Source organism: Aeromonas sp. ZOR0002 (assembly GCF_963866995.1).
Lineage (GTDB): Bacteria > Pseudomonadota > Gammaproteobacteria > Enterobacterales > Aeromonadaceae > Aeromonas > Aeromonas caviae.
On sequence record NZ_CAWMFQ010000400.1, the window covers coordinates 1 to 4141 of the forward strand.

Consider the following 4141-nt stretch of genomic DNA (forward strand, 5'->3'; position numbering starts at 1 on the left):
CTTTGACGTTTCGCTGTACTTGCTGCTTTGTAGCACCATGGAGGCAAACGTCTCCATTTCAGCCCCAGTTTGCTTCCCAGCCCTAGCCTGAGACAGCGCGGAAGCCGCAAGGGAGCGAGCAGTGGCAGAGGAGGTTGTATCGTTGAGCACCTGCCCAGCAAGTGTTGCGACTTTATCGGAGGTCGTTTTACGGTTAGTTGCCATGACTATATCCTGTGCTTTGTTTATGATCTTAACACTATATGTGGTACTGTATGTTTAAACAGCACAAACATATCCGATCCGATTGAGGCGATCAAGGAAAACGATTGATGTATCAGTAAGGTTGTTTTTCGAACTGATTGGGGAGCTTAACAACAGCTAATCAACTATTTGATTTTTATCATTTTTATTGCTGTCACCCTCAAGCGGGGGTGTGTGATAACGTAATGTTCATGTATGGTGCAGTAAGCGCCATAGCTTCAATGACTAGGCGTTGAGACAGGCTTCCGCTAATGCAGGGACAGTTCGACTGCACTTATGGCACTTGGGCTTGGTTAGCGAGCATTCGCTGAGAACTGAAAGTGATCAATAACGGTGGGTTAGCAATGGATGGACACTACATCAACCTTTTCATGTGGGGATATCAAAGCCACTATCGGATTCAAATTCAGAGGTTAGCTCGCGATGTGCTTAAAAGACTGGGGGCTCCTTCAGAAGCGGAAGTAATTTTAGTTGGTGCTCGAAGCCCAAATAGCGATAACCGGAACCCAGTGTGCATCGAGCCAGAAGATGGAAAATGGCAGCTGTCATTATTTGATGGCCTAATTGATTCTATTGAATTTACTTATAACAACCATGACATGCAGAGTTTGTGTTTTGGTGATGCTCCAAGTATGCGTGACAAGCCGGAGTGGATGCGCCAAGATTCAGTGCGGACATCGGTCGAGCTGGCATTAAAAAGATTTGATGAAGAACATCATGTAACTTCGTTCTGCGGAGCAGCTAGGCGCATCGATGACCACTATGTAACTCCTGTTATACAGATCCCAAATAGCCTGTTCTTACAGTATCCCCACTTAGATCATAAGCCACTCAAAAAAGGCAATAATGAAAATGGATATCGTAGTCTCATCCATTCAGCTATGGCGGCTGTTCTGCATGAGGCAACGGAGGGGTTAAACAAGCCTGAACCTGGACGTTTTTCACATCGTGGTATGAGAGAGGCAGAAGAGATCGTCCGTATTGCTGCGAAAAATTTCATGCACACCCCAGGGTTATCAATCGAACGGCAGTACATGTATGACGATCTGTTTGCTACGTTGAATCTTGTTTCTTCCTTAATGTATGAAGGCTCGAAGGGAATTGGGCATCTTATCCTTGTTGACCCCAAGAATGATGTAGTCGAATTTATGGTTAAGTTTGCTGAGCCTGTAACGCTTCATGAACCAAGGTGGGTTAGGAAAGTTTTACAGATGGCGACTACAGGTATTGGTATTATTGCGGACAGCCAGCGCATCTATGGACTGGGGAGACTTAAGGAATGGCATGATTCCAGTAACCAAGATGCATTTTTAGTCGTCTTTATCGACCATTATCACTGGGAGTTGCGTTGTGGCAATCAAGCATTACTTCGTAGTCATTATGCTGAACCTAAATTACCTCAAGAACCTTTTGATAAGGCTGCGTTCCTGGCAAATTATGCTCGACTCTTTCCAGAAACATCACATGAAAATGGATTAAATCTGTGGCATTTGATGATGGCTCAAGTTCGCCAAGAACACGGAAGTATGATTGTTGTTGCCAAAGATGCGGCTAGTGAAGCTCGTCGCCTTAGCAAGCAAGGTACATGTATTGAGCCCACTCTTCTTTCTGAAGAATTACTCCGAAGCGTCAGTGGCATCGATGGAACCATAATTCTAGATCCTGCGGGCTTCTGTCATGCTATCGGGATCATTCTTGATGGCGAGGCGACCGAACAGTGTACTCCATCAAGAGGCTCTCGCTACAACTCTGGAGTACGCTATGTTCATAAAGGAAGTCATCGAAGACTAGCTATTGTCGTGTCTGATGACCGGACTGTTGATATCATCCCTATGCTCAGGCCATTGGTAAGTCGTAACATGATTGAGCAGCATGTAGCTAGGTTAGAAAATGCAACTATCGAAAATTTCCATGATCCTAGAAATTGGTTAGATAAACATCGTTTTTATTTAAATTTAGACCAATGCTCTAGAGTAAATAGTTCACTTGAACGACTGGATAATCTCCCGAAAGAATTTTACCGCCTTTATTTTTCCACAGAGAAATTTGAAGTCCATCCCGAAATGGATGAAAGCTATTTAACTGATGTATAGCGAGAGGATGGTGTTCTGTACATCATATATTGACACTATTATGTGTACCGCTAGGTATATGAACGAGCAGCGGTGAGGTAAACTACATGACCTAAAATCACAGACACCTAGGGTCATGTAGTCAAGATCGGCTTATATATAGAAGGGATGATATTAGCGAGCCGACTCGGTGCTCCCCAAAGCCCTCATCACCTTCTCCACAGCTGCCAGCCGTCCCCTTAAGTCTCGGTATTTCTGACTGGTATTCCGAAGTGCATTATCAATAGTAATTTCTAGCGCGGGAAAATCTGTTTGCAGCATATTGTATTCAGCAATTGCTGCTTGGCACTCCTGAATTTCAATGCGGTAGAGGCTCGCTTTCGCGTTTAACTCATCTAAGAGAGCATCGTTCGATTCCTTTTTATACTCCTGAGCCTCCTGAACTTCCTGAACTTCCAGCTCTCCCTGAGTCGCAGGGCCAATTAGTTCCTCTTGAAAGTTCACATCATGAAATAGAGGGGTTTTAACGAAACTTGGATACGATCGGACATCATCAACATTTCTCCGTTCCAGGAAACCCGCGTCAACCAACCTCATCAGATTACGATAAACGAGGCCATATCGCCTCTTATGGGCCTGATTGTACTCTGATTCACCAAAGACTGCGTTCAAGCACTCCGTTGTAGTGAAATCATCCATCTGCAATCGAATGAGTGCGGTATAGAGTGCGGTAGGTAACCACACAGTCTGGGAGCTCATAAGTAATCCTTGGTCTCGAACGAAAACATTTAGTGGGGATCTAAACTTGATTGCGGATTATAATCCGTGGTCGTTAGCCAGACAACCAGAGATAGTGCTCGCCAGTGAGAGGCGAGACATGCAAGATCTAGCAAAAAAATTTGGTGATGCTGTACGTAATAGACGGCTTCAATTGGGTGTATCGCAAGATGCACTCGCATATGCGGCCGAACTTGATAGAAGCTACGTAGGACGAATTGAGCGTGGTGAGGTTAATATCACCCTGGAAAAGGCTTATCGTCTTGCCAGGGTAATGGGGTGTGACATTCGCGACTTGTTGCCATAGATATATTTGCCAATTAATTATCTCTTCACCCAGATAAAACTATATTTTCCCATAATTATTCACAGTGATGGCGATTAGCATCATTGCCAGCTTTAGCATCTGCCTAAACACCTTTTTTGACCGTCATTGAACTCAGCCATCCGTTCCAAAGGGAACTAAAGTGAGCACAGCCATAAAGACAGAGAGAACATGGGTGTTCGTGTTGTTCATGCTCTATCACCTCTTGAATGCATCGATCCTGTTCATTCAGCCTGTCTATGACTGGTTTAACGATGAATACTCACTGACTGGCCTATATGTACTGCTCATGCCCTATCTCTGGGGCCTGATAACGATACTGGGGGCGATTTTGTTCTTGTCAGACCGCTCTTGGAAATACCTGGCAGGCAATCTACTCGGTGGTTCGATCCTTCTCTTCTGGTGGCTTAGACTGGCATCCCAATATTAGTGAGTAACGTCAGGCATATGAATGAGCAGACCAGACGGCATCTGCGTGTGCGTGGCTTCATGCAGCGCAAGCTGCAAGCTCACAAGAACCATTCGAAACGAAAACGAGCTCCCGCCTTGTCTATCAACTGGTTGCTGTAGCTCCACACAGCAGCAATACATCCAGTTTTTCATTAGCTCCGGTCTGAGATTTTCAACCTAGATCTCCATCCTCATTACCAGCTCTTCTGTTCTGCTGCATGTGTTATATTCAGCTCAAACATTGAGCCGAATGATGGGCTGGGTCGGCTCATTA

Annotated in this window: 4 protein-coding genes; 2 read left to right on the forward strand and 2 right to left on the reverse strand. The window is 44.9% G+C overall.

The window, feature by feature from the left end:
- The coding region (locus AACR77_RS22835) for a hypothetical protein (RefSeq protein WP_042878982.1) at positions 1-204 on the reverse strand (204 nt) is incomplete at its 3' end.
- 383 nt (positions 205-587) lie between these two features.
- Between AACR77_RS22835 and AACR77_RS22840 the strand changes: the two genes are divergently transcribed.
- Positions 588-2336 (forward strand): hypothetical protein, encoded by a 1749-nt coding sequence (locus AACR77_RS22840; protein ID WP_081999337.1) that lies wholly within the window; start codon positions 588-590, stop codon positions 2334-2336.
- A gap of 153 nt (positions 2337-2489) precedes the next feature.
- On the opposite strand, the gene AACR77_RS22845 is transcribed toward AACR77_RS22840, so the two are convergent.
- Positions 2490-3074, reverse strand: a complete 585-nt coding sequence (locus AACR77_RS22845; protein WP_042878984.1) for a hypothetical protein — start codon at positions 3072-3074, stop codon at positions 2490-2492.
- A gap of 118 nt (positions 3075-3192) precedes the next feature.
- Between AACR77_RS22845 and AACR77_RS22850 the strand changes: the two genes are divergently transcribed.
- Positions 3193-3399: a helix-turn-helix domain-containing protein gene (locus tag AACR77_RS22850; RefSeq protein WP_080989933.1), complete on the forward strand. Its 207-nt coding sequence runs from the start codon at positions 3193-3195 to the stop codon at positions 3397-3399.
- Positions 3400-4141 lie beyond the last annotated feature (742 nt).